The following is an 18,306-nucleotide window of genomic DNA, read 5'->3' as shown; positions in this document are numbered from 1 at the left end:
TCACCCTGAACTCGCTTCAGGATCTTCGTATTGATGGCATACACGCATATCAACCTTAAGATGGATTGCGGGGCGAGCCCGCAACGACAAAGGTGAGAAAGTGCAGCTTATTTCAACCAACAGCACAAAGCCCAACCCCAAAGTGGTTTATTAAACCAAACATGAGCGATGATTTTACATTTCCACAAGCAAACATTAAAAAAATGACACATTGTGCTGCCAAAAATCACTTCCTTTACTAAGATATTTATAAGGTTGAACACTACACAACCAACTTTTGACTTTTTTTCAATTATTGTTAATTTGAGCTTAAATTAGTGATGATTTAATGGCATAGTGTCGTAACAATAGTGGGTAATCACATGCAGTGTATTGCCCAACGGATATAAAAATAAACAAGTGCGTAAGGGAGAAATAATGTCCATCCAAGTAAACTTTGAACTCACTGATGTTGATTTAGAACACTTTCGTTCCATGATGCAATCTGCCATTGAACGAAGCACTCATCTGAGTGAGGAAGAAATAATCGCCAAAGCGCGTGAACTTGTTGAGCAGATGGAAGGCACCAATGTACCTGAATTTGTCAGAACAAGAATGATGTCACTCTCAGCACTTATTGATGCAGTTCAAGATGATGAATGGCAGATGCCAGAAGATGAAAAGAAAGAAATCATGCTTTCTTTAGCCTATTTTGGTGAGCCTGAAGATATTGTCCCAGACAATGTGCCAGTACTTGGTTACATTGATGATGCCATCATGATTGAATTAGTGTTACAAGACTTATCTTTAGACTTAAAAGCGTATCGCGAATTCTGCGGCTTTAGAGCAACTGAAGAAGCAAGACGTGGCGATCATGCAAAAGTAAACCGTGAAAGCTGGCTTGCAAGCACTCGAGCTCAAATTCGTTCTTCTATGCGCAGAAACCGTTCTGGTTCTAAAGGCTCTCGTTTCTTCTCTCGTATCATGTAATCAACAGCATTGCAGTGAAAAAAGGGAGCGTAACAAAGCTCCCTTTTTTAATTATTTTGCATTTGGATGAGCGACACCTAACCAAGCTTTGTAAAGTCTGGTTTGTCTTTCTGATGGCCTATCAACCGCTCTAATTAACTTATCCCTATTCGCTTTTTCAGATAATTTAATGTCAGTTTTCATGAGTTTATGCCGACGAATAAAGGAGACTTCAACGGTTTGTCCTGAACGGAATAAAGCTAAAGTATGAGGTAAATCTTTTCTAACATGGTGGTTATCGACTGCGACTATTTTGTCTCCTGCTGTTAATCCAGCCTGCCATGCACTACCGCCTCTGGCGACGTGAGTCAGCTCTAACATTTGACCAACACTTTTCGCAGTTCCATCAATACTGGCAACCCTTATCGTGCTAGGTGGGTAGACATATTCTAAGCCGACTTTTTTGAAGAGCTCGTCGAAATCTATGATGGCAGGCTTTTCAACATATTTTTCCCACCACATAGCATAGCTATGACCACTTAACTGTTTAAGGATCCGTTTAACATCTTCACTATTAAAGGAGTTTGGTAGTTTATGCTGTTTATAAAGCTCGCCGTGTACATCTCGATAGCTTACCTTACCGTCACTTTTATCGATAAGATCGATATCTAACGCCATTGACACCAATGCGCCTTCCAAATAGATATTAGTACTGTAGTTTTTGCCGTGGTCACCCCCTTGGTTGATCCACTTGTCAAAACTCGTATCAGCAACTGATTGCACCTCTCGGCCAGGTGTATTTAAATGGCGATTAAGCGTGCGTGTCAGAGACTGATAAAACTCTTGGTTAGTTGTGATACCAGCACTCAATAAAAGAAAGTCTTCTAAATAGCTTGTCGACCCTTCGACTAACCACAACAAGTCACTATAGTTAATATCGACATAATCATAGGGGACTAACCCGTCCGGTCTGTAGTGCTTTACGTTCCAAGTATGAATAAACTCGTGGGCTGCTGTTGAAATAAAACCAAGATAGTCACCTCTAGATGCGAAGCTATCTCTGTGTCTTTGAATAATCGTTGAATTTAAATGTTCTGTTGCCCCTCTAGCCCCACTGGTCGCATGAACCATGAAAACATATCGTTCATAAGGGTAGTCATGCCATATCAAACTACCGGTTTTAACGAGCTTTTTTAAATCTCGTATCATGAGTTCAACATCATAATTCCCCTCTCCCCAGATCACCAATTCATAATCTCGACCGTCAACCGAATACTTATGTAATTCATTTATACCTGTTTCTATTGGCGAATCAAGTAGCACATCATAATTTGCGGCTTTGAAACTATGTTGTGAGTCGGCAAAATCCATACCTGATACGGAGCGCCAATTTTTAGGCACGCTTAAGTTGACTTTCACAGGTTCTTGTCTGAAAGAGTCACTGAACATAAAGAACCCTGAAGCGTCGATAAAGGCATGACTGTCGTCTATATGTCGTGACCTAAGCGCTAACTCATTAGCGTAAACTTGATAAGAGACAGAAACTTGTGCCGGTGTGTCTAAGTGCACTCGCCAAGTATTTTTATCAATTTTATGCCATTTTAATTTCTCTCCTCGTCGCGTCTTGGCTGAAAAGAATCGAATACCGTTAGCCATATCAAGTATTTCATATCGACCAGTTCGCCAGTCCGGCAACATCACGTCAACATATGATTGTGCAGACTTTGGGAAAGTGATTTCAACGTCACCAAGGTGATGCTCAGGTTCAGTAATAGAAAGCGTGTATTCAACATCCGCATAAGAAAATGCACTATAAAGTGCCAATGAGATCAGCGAGAGAGTTTTTTTCATATCATAAAAAATTAAATAGTTTTCTTAAAATTAGCAAAATTCCTTATACTTGAGTTAATAAATTCGTTAAAACTACATGATAAAAAGCTAAGTTGAACATTAAATTCTCCCACATTTTTCAGTAATTTGATGTAAACTTGCTAATGTTATAGTAAAAAAAGATGTTGGATTTTTGTGACTGATAAAACTGTACTATTAGAAAAAAAGCTCTCTCAAGCTATTTCCGCTAGAAAAGCGTTAGAAGAGGCAAAAAAGACACAAGTTTCGATGCTGTCTGACTTCGCCACTCGTCTTTCTTTTAGTTGTAGGGGGCAAGATGTTGCGCTAGATAATCAACTAGCAAAATTTCGCAGTGCTTTAAATAAAGGCATGGAAATAGAACAGATAACCCCACTTATCGAAAGCGCTATCACACAGCTAAAACAACAAGAAACTGTATATGAAGCGAATGAACGTGCGTTAACAACACACATCCAATCTGCTGGTAAACAATTACAAAAACTAAAAGGCTTACCAGACGACACACGACGCAAATTAAGGCATGTGCTCGACCATGAACTAGGCGATATCAAAGCCGTCTCTGAATTTATCCCCTTGCTTGAAAAAGTCCTACAATTTTATATGCAGACTTTACAAGCTAAAGCTGCTCCTGAGTTTAATACCTCTCAGAGCAACCCAGAATTAGCTATTGAACTACTCTCACTCACAAATGAATTGGTTTTTGAAGAAGATGTCTCAGAAAAAATAAAGCAAATCAAACAAAGTTTGTCGTCTGATGACTCCATAGATTCATTGCTTGACAATGCGGTCAGTATTATTCGTATTTTTGCAAAGTCAATTGCAAGAGAACGCCAGTCTGCCCAAGGGTTTCTCGTTTCTTTAAATCAAACGCTTGAAGAGCTACACAAGTCCATTGTAGAAACAACTAGCCAGTCAAAGTCAGTTAACCAAGAAGTGTCTGCTTTAAACAAGCGAATTGAAGAAAAGATCTCGACACTCAATACCCAAACTCAGCAAGCAACGTCAATTACCGAGCTAAAGCAGCTTGTTGACAATGAGTTAAAAGAACTGAGTAAAGACCTCATAGAAAGAGAAAACATAGAAAGGCGCGATAAAGAAGTTTTACTACAAAGTTTCGACAAGATTAATGACCGCATCAACTTACTCGAGACAAAAGTGACAAATTACAAAAAGCGCTTGAATGAACAGAAATTCAAGAGCTTGCTAGATGGTCTTACCAAACTTCCCAATCGAACAGCGTTTGATGACAGATATAATCAAGAATTTCACTTGTTTGAAGTTCACAACAGTGATGTGACGCTCGTCGTAATCGATGTTGATCACTTTAAATCAATTAATGATAAATATGGCCACAGTGCTGGCGATAAAACATTACAAGTCATCGCACGCGCACTGAAAAAATCAATTCGAAAAGCAGACTTTATCGCACGTTATGGTGGTGAAGAGTTTGTTTTATTGATGCCAGGAATGCCATTGAGCTCAGCACAGAGCCCACTTGAAAAAATACGCAATACAGTTAAATCGATCCCCTTTAAGTTTAAAGAAAAAGAGGTACAAATTACGATTTCACTGGGTGCGACTCAACTTAAAAAAGGCGATACAACACTATCTGCATTCGACCGTGCAGACAATGCGTTGTACGACGCAAAAAACTCAGGTAGAGATAAACTTTGCATTAGAGAATAACATGGAGAATGCCTATGCATGTACAGCTAAACCCAACTGGAGTTCTTAATTTATTATCACAATTAGAAGTAGACTTGCTACAACAGTCTTCAACTTTCGAAAGATATCAGTTATTTAGAAACTGCGTTTTAGCCGTACTGAACGTAGGCAGCCATACAGACTCAAGCTATGAAATTTATAAGAAATTTGAAGACTTTAATGTCAAATTAGTCGCTCGTGAGCGCGGCATAAAGATCGAACTGACTAATCCTCCAGAATCCGCTTTTGTCGACGGCACCATCATAAATGGTATTCACGAGCATATTTTTTCAGTGATCCGAGACATTTTATTCATATGCCAACGTCACCAAGATGCGCTCGTTGATCCGAAAGAGATTACCCATATGGTATTCGATATGCTTCGAAATGCTGACGCATTAGAAGTGAATACTGACCCTAATATGGTCGTTTGCTGGGGAGGGCATTCAATTAATGAGCAAGAATATAAATATACGAAAGAAGTAGGTTATCAACTTGGCCTAAGGGGGCTAAATATTTGTACAGGGTGCGGGCCCGGTGCAATGAAAGGCCCTATGAAAGGTGCCACCATAGGTCATGCTAAGCAACGTATAACCAGCAACCGTTATTTAGGCTTGACTGAACCAAGCATCATTGCTGCCGAGCCACCCAACCCGATTGTTAATGAGCTCGTTATATTACCTGATATAGAAAAACGCCTTGAAGCCTTTGTCAGAACGGCACATGCAATTATCATTTTCCCGGGCGGTGCTGGGACTTCAGAAGAGTTACTTTACTTGCTCGGGATTTTGCTCCACCCAGAAAATAAAAAACAAGTTCTCCCGGTTATACTAACAGGCCCAGCATCAAGCTCTGCTTACTTTGATGAGATCGCCAAGTTTGTAGAAAAAACGCTTGGTAAAGAAGCGCTTGATAAATTTGAAATTATCATTGATGACCCTGAACGTGTGGCAAAACACATCAAATCTGAAATGCCGAATGTAAGAGAGTATCGAAAGTCAGAGGGTGATGCTTACTACTTTAACTGGACCTTAAAAATAGAAGAGCCTTTCCAAATGCCATTCGAACCTACACATGAAAACATGGCATCATTGAATCTACATTTAGATCAACCTAAAGAGATATTAGCAGCAAACTTAAGACGAGCGTTTTCAGGTATTGTTGCAGGCAACGTTAAGGACAATGGCGTCAAAGCCATCAAACAACATGGACCCTACATTCTCGAGGGTGATAAGTCATTAATGTCTGATATGGATAAACTATTACAAGCCTTTGTTAGTCAAGGGCGTATGAAGCTTCCAGGCAGCAAATATACTCCATGCTATAAGATTCAGGCCTAGTGCTAGTCAAATCAATATAATTTGCATTTTTTAGCAAAAACAAAACGTTGTGGGGCGATGAACTCTCATTGCCTCTCTGATATAATCCGCTTTATTCTGAACTCTTTATGTTAATTTTGTATATATATGGCTCATTTATTACTCATAGACGCACTAAATCTAATACGTCGTATTTATGCCGTTGATTGCGAGCAAGCAGGCTTAAATGATGAGCAAATTATTAAAAGCTGTTCCCAAAGAGTTAAAAATGCTACTCGTAAATTATTGAAAATTACTCAGGCGACTCATGCCATTGCCGTTTTTGATGGCGATAAAAGTTGGCGATATCACCTTTACTCAGAATACAAAGCAACGAGAAAACCAATGCCTAACGAGCTTAAAGTCAATCTAGAAAATGTTGCCACAGCGTTTACAGATAACCATGTTAAGGCTTATTTCCCAACGCAAGATGAGGCCGATGATATTCTTGCGACGCTTGCGTTCAAAGCGTCAAACCATGGTGTTACCTCAACCATAGTGTCCACCGATAAGGGGTTTTTACCACTCATTAGCGAACACATCAAAATTTATGACTATTTTAAGCAACAGGCCATATCAGCAGATGATGTGGCGAATAAGTTCTCCATAGATAAAAGTAAACTCCATGATTTTTGGGGGTTAATGGGTGATAAGACCAATGATATCCCTGGTGTTAAAGGGGTTGGGAAAAAAACAGCGATTGAAGTGTTAAGCCAATTTAATTCTGTAGAACATGCATTGGCTGATCCTGAGCTGCCATCACCTGTCAGGAAAAAAATAGAGGCTGACATCGACAACTTCATTTTAAGTAAATCATTAGTTGCCTTAAGAACCGACATTGAAGTGGGTTTTACGCTCAAAGAACTGAGGCTCTAGTTATTGCGTTAAACTCAAATTACTTGTTATGGATACAAGCTTCAGATAGTCTTACCGTGCTCTTTTCAGGTGACTTAAATGATAAAAAAAGTTCTACAATATATATTTCTGGGCCTCGCAGTATACGCTGGCATTGTCTATCTTGTTATCAACTTTTATAAAGATGATCCAAGAGCAATGCTTTGGAAAGACCGAGAAGCGTTCAATAAAAGGTTCATTAGCAAATTAAAACCAGATACACAAATGGACTTAGAAACTGTGTTAGACAATTTAGGTAGCCCCGACCTAACCTATGTTAAGTCAGACGAAGACACTGTTTTTCAAATCGTATATTACAGAACACAATTGATGAAACCTGATGGCATAACCACACAAGACGAATGCACTGGTTTATTGTTTAAAAATGGTCAGCTAATATTATGGGGTGCTGGTGCCATAGTAGCCTACGAGAAAGCGCTCAAGAATGACGAATAATAAAGATGTATCAAAACAACTTCATGAACTAGTGAATAAAACGGAGCAAACTCTAAGGCTCTACTACAATAAACAAAAGTGGCCAAGTATATTTCCCACACTTGCTGAACTGGCACAACTATATACAGAAACCTATCAAAATACACCAAACGCACTGCACAGTTATTTAACGTTGCAGTTTGAACAATTGTCCCCCACTACAAATTTGGTAATAAAAAAATGTATCTTAGTTTGCATCATAGCTCAGGGGCATGGCTATTCTCATAAAATACGTCAGGAACTTCTTGTGGCATGTCTTGCAAGTTTCTTATGCGTGAAAAATGAAAGTGATAAACTACTAACAGCCAAACCATTAACAGAACAAGGAAAGAAAATCTGGAAAATTAGATATCAACTTGCAGTGAAAGTCCTCCAACATGGTGGTTCAGTCAACAAACAAGCTGCACGAATGATGTCTAGACTCTCCCCCTATTGCGATACGTTGAAAAGTAAGCGCCTGTCTCCGCTATATGACAACATCACTCTCATCGTTGCTATTACGCAAATCATTGCGACTGCCTTGGTTCAAAAACCAAAGCCCAACGCACTCGCTTATACAGTAAAAAAACTATACCTTGCTAGCCAAAATGACTTTGTTCGAGATACATTAAATAAGTTAGCGACACAATTTAGTCATTACCCTGTAGGCTGCAGTGCCCAATACAAGGGGCAACGTGCCTTACTGCTGCAAAAGAATGAAAAAAGCCAGATAATTTGTACATTCAAAGATCATAAAATAGACCGACTCGTCAAGACACAGCAAAGACTCAGCTTTGAATTTACGTCTATCAGCAGCGCAGACAAACATCTATTATATAAAGTTTGGAGTCATATTGAATCTCAGCCGATCGAATTGAGTACAGATGGGTTTGAGACAACCTATTCAGTCATTGATAAACTGGGACAAAGCAGCTTTAGCAGCTTTAGGGCAATTGAGAAAACAATCGCACCTTTTCCATATATAGAACAAGCACTCCAACAAGCAGCTAAACAATATAATAGAGAATCCCAAAAAGGCGCTAATACCCGTCACTGTTTGACTATGGTAGGCTTAAACACCGCTAGCCTGTTGTGCCAAAGAGTACTGATAGAGCAAGTGATTTCACAACTAAAGCACCCTTTTGCAGTCGACATTTGGCACAAGTACCAACAACTCTCTTTAATACTGGCTACGCTAACCAAGCAAGCCTACGGCCAAGATTATGAAAGCATACTCTCGCCAATCAGTGCGGTCATTGCTTTTATGCTTAAACACCACGACATCGATATCAAACGCTTTACCTGCGTAAGTGAGCAAAGTGATACGGCAATCCCCTACTCGTTGGCAAGATTGTTTGGTTTTTTAGAATTCAACTCAGAAAAATTAGATAGCTACTTTGAACATCATTTTAATAACAGTGCGCCACACCGTGCTTTTAAACAATCTGAGCGAGAAAAAAACAACTCATTAAGCGAGGAAGCCAAGACATTTGTGGCTATAAAGGTACTTGCAATGACATGGAATAGTGCCTATTTCCAGCCAACTGCATGGCAACGCCTTGTTTTAGAAAACCAAATAAAAAAGTTTGGCTGGGAAAGTGAAAAACAGTTACACCAGGCAATTCTTGAGCTTTCGTTACATAGCGTGATTGAATAATATTTATTCTATAAATGTAGAATATACTAGACATAATTTTAATTTATGCCTTTTTATCATTCCTTGCTGGAATATCTATGAATAAATTGCTATAAAACGCGCTTAATTTTTCAAGCGAACACACACTTTTTATTTGATTGACTACAATAAACAGGTCCTTCTTAAATGTGTGTACAATTTATTTTGATAAAGGAAAACTAAATGGCTAAGCAAACAGTTACCGTTATTCGTGGTGATGGTATCGGTCCAAGCATCATCGACTCAGCAATTGAAATCTTAAACGCAGCTGGCTGTGACTTCGAATACGAATACGTTGACGCAGGTCTTGCAGCGCTAGAAAAAACTGGTGAACTTCTTCCACCTGAAACACTAGAAGCAATCGAGCGTAATAAGCTTACATTAAAGGGTCCTTTAACAACGCCTGTCGGTGAAGGCTTTACATCTATCAACGTTACTTTACGTAAGCAATTTGGTCTGTATGCAAATGTACGTCCAGTTAAATCTTTCGAAGGTACTCAAGCGCGTTACGAAAACATTGACATCATCACTGTACGTGAAAATACGCAGGGCATGTACTCTGGCCTTGGTCAGGTAACGTCTGAAGATGGTACTGAAGCTGAAGCAATGTCAAAAATCACTCGTGAAGGCGCAGAAAAAATCGTTACTTTCGCTTATGAGCTTGCACAACGTGAAGGTCGTAAAAAAGTAACCGCAGTTCACAAAGCAAACATCCTTAAATCAACTTCAGGTCTATTCCTTAAAGTTGCACGCGAAGTTGGTGAACGCTTCCCAGACATCGAGTCTGCAGAAATGATTGTTGATGCAACTTGTATGAAGCTAGTGATGAACCCTGATGAATTTGATGTTGTTGTAACAACTAACTTATTCGGTGACATCATCTCTGATCTATGTGCAGGCCTTGTTGGTGGTTTAGGTATGGCGCCAGGAGCTAACATTGGTGAAAATGCAGCTATTTTCGAAGCTGTACACGGTAGTGCACCTGATATCGCTGGTAAAAACCTAGCGAACCCTACATCTGTTATCCTAGCTTCTATTCAAATGCTTGAGTATTTAGATATGGGTGACACTGCTGAGCGTATTCGCAGTGCAGTAGCTGATGTAATTAAATCTGGCGACCGTACAACACGTGACCTTGGTGGTAACCATGGCACAACTGACTTCACACAAGCTGTGATTGAGCGTCTTTAATTATAAGACTTGTGAGATAGTGCGCCCTGCACTATCTCTTTATTCGTTACTTACTTCCCTAATTACCTTCAACAGCTTTTACACTTCAAACCGTTTTTTATCATTACATGTTAACCTTCAACGTTTTTTCTCAGTGCCTCATTCATAACGCGCAGTTTTTGTTTCTTTTTCCTAAATATTAGCATCGCTAAATTATGCAATATTGATTGTTTTTATAAAATGAAATACTACATTTCAAATTTATCAACACAAAATGGGGATATATTATGCATATTAAGAATTGGTTTGCTTGACAGAAACATCAATTGCCCTTTAAATAAACAGTGTTTAAATAATTTAGCAGATTTGAAATGACTTTAGTTAAGCTTGTACAAATGGTTCTCGTGGTGGTCTTAGTATTAAGTCCATAGGGGCCTGTGTGAGTATACGCTTTCATCGACCCCGCCAATCAGCGGGGTTTTTTTATGCCAAGATTTAACTTGGCTGAGGAATGAGGTAATGAATGAGCAATTTAACGGCTCCGAGTTAGTTGTAAAGGCGCTGAGCGATTTAGAAGTAGAGTTTATCTTTGGATACCCGGGCGGTTCTGTTTTAGACCTATATGATGCCCTGTTTGAACAAAGTGATGTCGAGCATATTCTCGTTCGTCATGAACAAGCCGCTACGCATATGGCTGATGGCTATTCTCGTGCAACTGGAAAAACAGGTGTTGTGCTTGCCACATCAGGCCCCGGAGCTACGAATTGCATTACAGGGATTGCAACTGCATATATGGACTCTATTCCGATGGTTGTGCTGTCTGGACAAGTACCATCGAACTTGATTGGTGACGATGCTTTCCAAGAAACCGATATTGTTGGGTGTTCCAGACCGATAGTAAAACATAGCTTTAATTGCAGGCACGCAGAAGACATACCAGCTATATTGGCAAAAGCTTTTTATCTAGCTGGATCCGGAAGGCCTGGACCCGTGGTTGTCGAATTGCCTAAAGATGTTTTAAACCCTCAGATTAAATTTAACTATTCCATGCCTAAACAATTAGACATGAGAACTTATAACCCCAATAAAAAGGGGCACACTAAGCAAATTAAAAAAGCGGTCGAAGCTATTTTACAAGCGAAAAAGCTGGTTATTTATTCTGGTGGCGGAATTATTCTTTCCGATACGTCTGAGAAGCTGACGGAGCTTGTCGAAAAGCTGAATGCCCCGATCACCAACACCCTGATGGGTTTAGGGGGGATCAGTGGCTGCCACCCCAACTTCATTGGCATGTTAGGTATGCATGGCTCTTTAGAAGCAAACAAAGCAATGGCCAATGCTGATACAATATTGGCGCTTGGCGCAAGGTTTGACGACCGCGTAACAAACAATGTAAGCAAGTTTTGTCCAAATGCAAAAATTGTCCATGTTGATGTGGATCCAACGTCAATTTCAAAAACGATTCAGGCACATATTCCGGTTGTTGGTTGTTTAGATACAGTGCTTTCACAACTGCTAGAAGGCATTAACAATAGCAATATTGCTATTGATCGCAGTGCGCAAGAAGCTTGGTGGAAAGACATAACTCAATGGCGAGCGCAAAAATGTTTGGACTATAAAACTGATGCTGACAAGATTAAGCCACAAACCGTTATTCAAAAGTTATATGAGGTCACACATGGCAATGCATATATAACCTCTGATGTTGGTCAGCACCAAATGTTCGCAGCCCAATATTACCCATTTAAAAACCCTCGCCAATGGATCAACTCAGGCGGTCTTGGCACAATGGGTTTTGGGCTTCCCGCTGCAATGGGTGTCAAGGTCGCTTTCCCTCAGGATGAAGTTGTATGCGTAACGGGAGATGGTTCTATTCAAATGAATATTCAAGAGCTCTCAACCTGCCTACAGTATGGGCTGAATGTTAAGGTCGTCTCCCTGAACAACCGCTCTCTGGGTATGGTGAGACAATGGCAGGATATGCTGTACGATGGCCGCCATTCAAGTTCTTATATGGAGTCTTTGCCAGATTTTGTTGCTTTAGCAGAAAGCTATGGACATATCGGGATCCGTGTTGATCACCCTGACGAACTCGATAGTGCCCTTGAAAAAGCATTTTCAATTACCGATCGCCTTGTATTTTTAGATATTAGAGTAGATGAGAGCGAGCATGTTTATCCAATGCAAATTAAACATGGTGCAATTGACGAAATGTGGTTGAAAAAAGGAGTGAAAGTATAATGAGACGTATATTAGCGATATTATTAGAAAATGAACCTGGTGCACTCTCGCGTATCGTTGGCCTTTTTTCTCAAAGAGCGTACAACATCGATAGCTTAACGGTCGGTACAACCGATGATAAAACCCTGTCTCGTATCACCATTACAACACATGGCGATGATAGAGTTGTTGAGCAAATCACTAAGCAAGTCAATAAACTTGTCGATGTACTTAAAGTGTTTGATCTAACAGAAATCAATCACATTGAAAGAGAACTCTTAATGGTAAAAGTATTCACTAGAAATGAAGCAATGAGAGCCGCTGTGACGCGTGTTAGTGACGTATTTGGCGCATCAATCGTGGATATGGGTAAACAGAGCTACACTCTTCAATTGGCAAGTAGCACGGATAAAATAGAAAGTTTCCTTGATATGTTGCGTCATGAAAGCGATTTAATTGAATTAGTCCGCTCAGGTGCGGTAGGCATTGGTAGAGGTGATAAAGCCCTTAAGAGCTAATAAACACAACCATTATTGCGAGTGGTGACGCTCGTAATAAACCAAACTTTTAAGTACGAAGGCAAGTCAAAAGATTAAAATTTGGTACTGGTCAAAATTAAAAAAAGAGCCATTTGGCTCCTTTTTTTCATAGGCTTGAGCCTTAAACTCAAACCAAAAATATTCATCACTGAATTACAGGTTTACTTGGTCTTTTAGACCTTTACCCGCTTTGAAACTTGGGATGTTAGCAGCTGGGATTTGGATTTCCGCGCCAGTCTGTGGGTTACGACCTGTACGTGCTGCACGCTCTTTCACAGAGAAAGTACCAAAACCAACTAGTGCTACTGAATCGCCTTCTTTTAGAGCTTCAGTTACAGCACTAGTTAAAGCATCTAATGCACGGCCAGCTGCCGTCTTAGAGATATCAGCGTCGTTCGCGATCTTTTCAACTAGTTGAGCTTTGTTCATTTTTAAAAATTCCTATATTTTTTATTTTCTGCCGGAGCAAATTCTATGTTTATTCATTTTAAGCATTAGTGCAAGCCAAAATTCAACTATATTCGAAATTAATCTGACAAATTGTACTTGCATCACATATATTTAGCTAAAAAAGGAACGATTTAGCTCAATACCTCATCATTCCTTCTTATGTGCGACTGTGCGTCAAGCCAACGCAAACACTCAAAGCCAACAAACCATATCGCGCCATAAATGATCCAAAATAGCCATAGGGGTTCAAGTGTGATCAACACGCCTGCTTTTGAGCCAGCGTAATAACTACCTGGCGTGCACAACCAAACAATAGGCGCTCTCAACTTTATTGGCAAATGAAAAAGCTTATTCAATGACTCTCTAAAAGAAAAAAGCAAAGCGACCCACAGCAGAACTAACCAGACGGGGATTAAGGCTGTACCATAGCTGATAACACCGACAGTAACTGCGATTATTTCTATTGCTAAGCCAATTGATAAACCTACAACAACAAATTTGCCGTCCCTTCCTTTATGTGCACTGAATAAAAACATCAGTGCAACAGTTACAGCCACCGGAAATAAAGCGTCCTCTTTTAAAAAAAAGACGGAAAACCAGGCGAGCTGAAACAATACAAAGTTAATAGCGACAGAATACTTTTTCATCATCGCTTAAATACCTTGGTTTTCTAGCGACCAAATGTACGGCACTGGTTGCTCTTTGTTTAAATCCACCTTCGCAGTAACACAAATAAAACTCCCAAAGTCGATAGAAACGCTGGTCAAATTTTTGATTATCTAATGATGGCCACGCTTTATCAAAGCGTTCACGCCAATCAAACAATGTTTTGGCGTAGTGCAAGCCAATATCTTTGACAGAGTGGACAACCAAGTCTGTACTGCTGCATATTTGTTTACTCATCTCTGTAATGGATGGCAAGCAACCACCTGGAAAAATATACTGCTGTATAAAGTCTGAGTTTTTTAAATAATGATGATATCGCTGGCATGCAATTGTAATCGCTTGTATTAACATCACGCCATTAGGCTTAAGTAAACTACTGCATTTTTCAAAAAATCCAGAAAGATACTCATGCCCAACAGCCTCAATCATTTCAATAGACACAAGCTTATCAAATTTACCATTTAATTCTCGATAGTCATCTTTGAGCAGTGTAATTTGATCCTGTAAGCCAAGCTCTATGATCTTTTCGCTAACGTACGCATGCTGCTCTTCTGATATGGTTGTTGTAGTTACCTTACATCCATAATTTTTAGCGGCATAGATTGCGAATGCGCCCCACCCAGTGCCAATTTCAATAACATGGTCGGATTTATGTAAATCCACTTGCTCACATATTTCTTTTAGCTTATGTTGCTGAGCCTGCTCTAAGGAGGCGGTGTGTGTTGGGTATACCGCACTAGAGTAAAGCATTTCTTCACTCAGAAACGAACTATATAGATCATTACCCAAGTCGTAATGCGCAACTATATTTTTCTTTGAGCCAGATTTGGTATTTCGATTTTTAAAATGCGTTACTTTGTTAAATAGGCCAGAAATCAAGGCGAACTTCTTTTCGAACGCATCTAACACGTCTTGGTTTACGACGAATATTTCAATCAATCTCGTTAAGTCAGAACAAGACCACTGACCATCGATGTACGACTCTCCAGCGCCTACACTGCCACCAAGCGCAAACTTGTTGTACATTTGGCTCGACTTAACATGAATAACCGTACTAGTTGCACTGTCTTTATCGCCGAAGATGTATTCTTGCCCTCCGTCGATGAGCTTGATTTGTCCCCATGTGATTTGTTCTAACGCTTTTAACACCAGCGCCTTACACATTTTTGTTAAAAAACTATCGTTGCTCTCACTGCTATAGGATTGTGTCGTTTTTTCCATCTTACAAACTTCCAGGATGACTGATAAAAGGAACTCGCTTTAAAAAAAGCTTTAACGCTTGCCAATAAATGCCTTTTAAAATTGAAAAGGTCATTGCTGGAAACTGCTTTAATAAACTACTCACTGAGGGTTTATCTAGTGGTACTCGTTGCAGTCTCAATGTTGCGTCAAATAAAAGTTCACGCTCTTTTTTATTTTCAATATGGACAAAAGCATACTGTGAAGGTGCTTTTATATGCCAATGGTATTCCATATCTAAATTCATGAAAGGTGATACGTGAAAGGTCTTTTCAAAGTTCACTTTTTTCCCAAGTGGTACAAGGTAATAATGCCGTTCATTCCATGGTGTATTACTAACTTCAGCAATCATGTGGGTATATTCCCCATCTTCCTTTGAAAAAAAATAAAAATTGACTGGACTAAAATAATAACCAAAACAACGACACTGACCCATCAAATATACTTTGCTATCGGATGCATCTATACCCATTTCTAGACTTTTGTCTAATGCACGTTGCTTTAAGTTTTTTGTCGGCCCTATTAAATAATCTGCCTGTTCAAACCGTAGTAGCTTTTTTCCCTTAGTGCCAAATAATGGATGGATATCGTCTAGAAGATGCTGTTCATCCAAGTCAATGCACATCATATACATGGGATATTTAAAATGATGCTCGGATACCGCAAAACGACGATGCCTCACATCACCTAAATAAATAGCACTATTCAAAGCTCACTCCGAGCTTTTCAGCTACATCAACAGCACTTCTCACACCATCTTCGTGAAAGCCATTAAACCAATACGCACCACAAAAATACGTTCGGTTTACACCGTCAACTTCAGACTTTCTTTTTTGAGCCCGAATACTTTGTGTATTAAACACTGGATGATAATAAGTGAATTTTTGGACTATTTTTTCCTGGTTTATCTGTTCATCATTGTTTAATGTTACACAGTACTGCTGTGAGGAAGATAACCCTTGTAAAATATTCATCTGATAAGTAACGCTTGCTGGCCTTGTCTGACTCTCGTCTAGGGCATAATTCCAACTTGCCCAAGCAGCTCTTCTTTTAGGTAAAATAGATATGTCTGTATGCAAAACCACACTATTAGAAGTATATGGAATTGCACCAAGCACTTCTCGCTCAATCTCACTGGCATCACCAAGCAACTTCAAGGCTTGATCTGAATGACATGCAAATACCACTTCATCAAAATGCTCAATGCTGCCATCTTCAAATATGATTTCAACATGCTCATCAGAGCGTATGACGGTCTTTATGTTTACGCCTAGCTTAATGTGTTCTTTGAAAGAGCCTATGAGCGGGTCAATATATTGTTTCGAACCGCCAGGAATAACATACCATTGAGGCCGGCCAGCAACATCTAGCAGGCCGTGGTTAAAGAAGAATTGAATAAAAAACTGAATCTCAAAATCAAGCATTCCCTTCAAGCTGGTTGACCAAATAGCTGCGCCCATCGGCAAAATATAATGCTTTTTAAAAAACTCATCAAATCCGTGGGCATCGAGAAAATCACCCAAATTTGTGTGCTTTGAATAATCGCCACTGTGATATAGCGCTTTAGCTAGCCGGTTGAATTTGATAATACTGTATAAAAAACGCCAAAACTTGATCGATAGCGCATTGCGTTTCTGAGCAAATAAAGACAAAAAAGTGTGGCCGTTATATTCAAAGTCTCTGTCAGCGGTTTTTACACTGAAACTCATTTGAGTAGGCTTACGCCCTACCCCTATCTGATCGAGCAGTTTTTCAAATAAGGGATATGTGCGGTCGTTAAAAACAATAAAGCCTGTATCGATACCTTTGACACCTTCAGGCGTGTCAACATCGATTGTAGCAGTGTGGCCACCAAGCCTGTCTTCTTTCTCGAATACTGTGACGTTATGTTTTTTATTCAGTAAGTAAGCTGCACTGAGTCCTGATATGCCAGAACCAATGATTGCGATATTTTTCAACGTTTTATCCTTTTGGCTAATGGCAGCCATACATTAAATGGTAATAATGAAAACAATTTTAAAAACAGCGTAAAACGCTTTGGAAAATGTACTTCATTTTTACGTTTAGAAACCCCTTCATAAATCCTTTCTGCTGCTTGCTCGACACTGACTAAACACGGCATCGGGAAATCATTTTTATTCGTCAATGGAGTCTCTACAAATCCTGGGTGAACTAAAGTTACATCGATATCTTTAAGTTCAACCTGCATAACACGCGTTAAATAGCTTAATGCCGCTTTTGATGCCCCGTACGCTTGGGCTCGAGGCAGCGGCAAAAAGCTCGCGCTAGAACTGACTATAACAAGTTGACCACCTTTTTTTATTTTTGGTATGAACGCTTCCAGACAATATCCTGTCGCAATCAAGTTGGCCTGTATAACTCGTTCGAATAATGCCGAATCAAATTTGTTTGCATTGTCGATATACTCACATACGCCGGCATTTAATATAATGATATCGTGTGCTTCAAGCTTTTCTGCGGCATCAAAAACCTGTTGCTTATCCGTCATATCAAACCGTGAAGAAGACACGCCTCTCGATTCAAATTCAGCTAACTTGTCTTGGTTGCGGCCGCAAGCTGTAACGATATCTGACTGTGCGTACTTATAAACCAACGCTTCTCCAATACCAGACGTTGCGCCAGTTACCAGTACACGATTTTTACTTTCACTCATGACACCGCCCTTTTCTCTAGCGTTTTAATTACGCTGCCAAGAAGCGGAATATTTCTATACAACAACGCACCCACATCAAAGTAATCTCTGTGGCTGATAACTTTAGACCCCTTAAAGGTCAGCTGGCTATGCCCAGCCACTGTGATATTTTTCTTGTTGTTAAGTTTGCTGTGAGAAAAGTGCATTTCCCAGTATAAAAAACCTTTGTTGTCTACAACGTAGTGTTCATTGATATCAAAAGAGATTGAATTTACATTTGCATATAAATTCTCAAAATATCTAGTTAAGGCTTCAATTCCTTCTACTTTATGTAAAGGATCCGAAAATACCACACTATCATCATAAATATTTTTCAATAAACCAAGGTTTTTGTCTGACAGCTGATTATAAATATCTACAAAGTTGTTAAGGTGTTGTTCCATT

The 18,306-nt window shown here is 39.6% G+C and carries 17 protein-coding genes; 9 read left to right on the top strand and 8 right to left on the bottom strand.

Annotated elements, in window-relative coordinates; genetic code table 11:
• Positions 1–417: 417 nt before the first annotated feature.
• Positions 418–969, top strand: coding sequence for a YkvA family protein (locus tag N473_RS17235; protein WP_039610366.1), 552 nt, complete (start codon positions 418–420; stop codon positions 967–969).
• Between the two features lie 51 nt (positions 970–1,020).
• Here the strand turns inward: N473_RS17235 and N473_RS17230 are convergent, their stop codons facing one another.
• Entirely contained in the window at positions 1,021–2,799 is a 1,779-nt protein-coding gene (locus tag N473_RS17230) for a M61 family metallopeptidase (protein ID WP_063368997.1), read from the bottom strand.
• 174 nt (positions 2,800–2,973) lie between these two features.
• Between N473_RS17230 and N473_RS17225 the strand changes: the two genes are divergently transcribed.
• The 8 genes from N473_RS17225 to ilvN all read left to right on the top strand — a co-directional run bounded on the left by N473_RS17225 (position 2,974) and on the right by ilvN (position 12,833).
• Complete coding sequence (locus N473_RS17225) at positions 2,974–4,506, top strand: GGDEF domain-containing protein (RefSeq protein WP_063368996.1); 1,533 nt, start codon at positions 2,974–2,976, stop codon at positions 4,504–4,506.
• A 14-nt stretch (positions 4,507–4,520) separates the two neighbouring features.
• Entirely contained in the window at positions 4,521–5,864 is a 1,344-nt protein-coding gene (gene ppnN / locus N473_RS17220; RefSeq protein ID WP_063368995.1) for a nucleotide 5'-monophosphate nucleosidase PpnN, read from the top strand.
• Between the two features lie 126 nt (positions 5,865–5,990).
• A complete protein-coding gene (xni, locus tag N473_RS17215; protein ID WP_063368994.1) occupies positions 5,991–6,758 on the top strand; it encodes a flap endonuclease Xni in 768 nt (255 codons plus the stop codon).
• Positions 6,759–6,836: 78 nt separating this feature from the next.
• The gene (locus N473_RS17210; protein WP_039610362.1) at positions 6,837–7,232 is read left to right on the top strand and encodes a DUF3192 domain-containing protein; all 396 of its coding nucleotides are present in this window, start codon (positions 6,837–6,839) and stop codon (positions 7,230–7,232) included.
• Positions 7,222–8,907: a hypothetical protein gene (locus N473_RS17205; protein WP_063368993.1), complete on the top strand. Its 1,686-nt coding sequence runs from the start codon at positions 7,222–7,224 to the stop codon at positions 8,905–8,907. The genes N473_RS17210 and N473_RS17205 overlap by 11 nt, the downstream gene beginning before the upstream one ends.
• 201 nt (positions 8,908–9,108) lie before the next feature.
• Entirely contained in the window at positions 9,109–10,116 is a 1,008-nt protein-coding gene (locus N473_RS17200; protein ID WP_039610360.1) for an isocitrate dehydrogenase, read from the top strand.
• Positions 10,117–10,614: 498 nt separating this feature from the next.
• Entirely contained in the window at positions 10,615–12,336 is a 1,722-nt protein-coding gene (locus tag N473_RS17195; protein WP_063368992.1) for an acetolactate synthase 3 large subunit, read from the top strand.
• Positions 12,336–12,833, top strand: coding sequence for an acetolactate synthase small subunit (gene ilvN / locus N473_RS17190; protein WP_039610358.1), 498 nt, complete (start codon positions 12,336–12,338; stop codon positions 12,831–12,833). The genes N473_RS17195 and ilvN overlap by 1 nt, the downstream gene beginning before the upstream one ends.
• 174 nt (positions 12,834–13,007) lie before the next feature.
• Here the strand turns inward: ilvN and hupB are convergent, their stop codons facing one another.
• The 7 genes from hupB to N473_RS17155 form a co-directional block, all read right to left on the bottom strand.
• On the bottom strand, positions 13,008–13,283 hold the full coding sequence (gene hupB / locus N473_RS17185; RefSeq protein WP_023397797.1) for a nucleoid-associated protein HU-beta: 276 nt from the start codon (positions 13,281–13,283) through the stop codon (positions 13,008–13,010).
• Positions 13,284–13,435: 152 nt separating this feature from the next.
• On the bottom strand, positions 13,436–13,954 hold the full coding sequence (locus N473_RS17180; RefSeq protein ID WP_081221242.1) for a DUF2878 domain-containing protein: 519 nt from the start codon (positions 13,952–13,954) through the stop codon (positions 13,436–13,438).
• The gene (locus N473_RS17175; protein ID WP_063368991.1) at positions 13,926–15,191 is read right to left on the bottom strand and encodes an SAM-dependent methyltransferase; all 1,266 of its coding nucleotides are present in this window, start codon (positions 15,189–15,191) and stop codon (positions 13,926–13,928) included. Before N473_RS17175 ends, N473_RS17180 begins: the two co-directional genes overlap by 29 nt.
• 1 nt (position 15,192) lies before the next feature.
• On the bottom strand, positions 15,193–15,918 hold the full coding sequence (locus N473_RS17170) for a DUF1365 domain-containing protein (RefSeq protein WP_063368990.1): 726 nt from the start codon (positions 15,916–15,918) through the stop codon (positions 15,193–15,195).
• The gene (locus N473_RS17165) at positions 15,911–17,167 is read right to left on the bottom strand and encodes an NAD(P)/FAD-dependent oxidoreductase (protein WP_063368989.1); all 1,257 of its coding nucleotides are present in this window, start codon (positions 17,165–17,167) and stop codon (positions 15,911–15,913) included. Before N473_RS17165 ends, N473_RS17170 begins: the two co-directional genes overlap by 8 nt.
• Positions 17,164–17,883 carry an SDR family NAD(P)-dependent oxidoreductase gene (locus N473_RS17160; protein WP_063368988.1) on the bottom strand — a complete coding sequence of 240 codons (720 nt, stop codon included), beginning with the start codon at positions 17,881–17,883 and terminating at the stop codon, positions 17,164–17,166. Before N473_RS17160 ends, N473_RS17165 begins: the two co-directional genes overlap by 4 nt.
• A complete protein-coding gene (locus N473_RS17155; protein ID WP_327077600.1) occupies positions 17,880–18,305 on the bottom strand; it encodes a nuclear transport factor 2 family protein in 426 nt (141 codons plus the stop codon). Before N473_RS17155 ends, N473_RS17160 begins: the two co-directional genes overlap by 4 nt.
• Position 18,306: the final 1 nt, after the last annotated feature.

Origin of the sequence: Pseudoalteromonas luteoviolacea CPMOR-1 (assembly GCF_001625685.1) — a bacterium.
GTDB classification, from domain to species: Bacteria; Pseudomonadota; Gammaproteobacteria; order Enterobacterales; family Alteromonadaceae; genus Pseudoalteromonas; species Pseudoalteromonas luteoviolacea_K.
Note: the sequence above shows the minus strand (reverse complement) of the source record. Positions and strands in the feature narration are given on the sequence as shown.